This window comes from Pseudomonas sp. SIMBA_068 (genome assembly GCF_046534705.1).
GTDB classification, from domain to species: domain Bacteria; phylum Pseudomonadota; class Gammaproteobacteria; order Pseudomonadales; family Pseudomonadaceae; genus Aquipseudomonas; species Aquipseudomonas putida.
Genome location: NZ_JAWRYI010000500.1, coordinates 1 through 272 on the forward strand (window position 1 = coordinate 1; position 272 = coordinate 272).

1 protein-coding gene is annotated in these 272 nt (G+C 59.6%); it reads right to left on the minus strand.

Features of this window, described 5'->3' with window-relative positions; all coding sequences use genetic code 11:
* Positions 1-53 precede the first annotated feature (53 nt).
* Positions 54-272 (minus strand): hypothetical protein (locus tag SB756_RS30130; RefSeq protein ID WP_410913243.1); only part of this gene is annotated, 219 nt, incomplete at its 5' end.

The window sequence follows — 272 nt, forward strand, 5'->3', positions numbered from 1 at the left end:
GGGCTGAGTGTGCAAGGGGGCTCTGGTCAGCATTGGCAGATTCAGCATCGTATTCATCTTCCCAATAAATGTTGCAGGCGGCGCCGCAGGGAGCGTAACGGCGCGGTGAGGCGATAGGAGTTGGAGCGATGGATTCGACCCAGCTCGGCATCGACCCGACTGGTGAGTTCCGTTTGGTGGCGGCGTAGTAGCGTTAACTGCTGTACCTGGATTTTCAGCGCATCCAGTTCGGCCTGTTTGCTCAGGATTGCCTCGCGGCAGTCCGGGTGGGG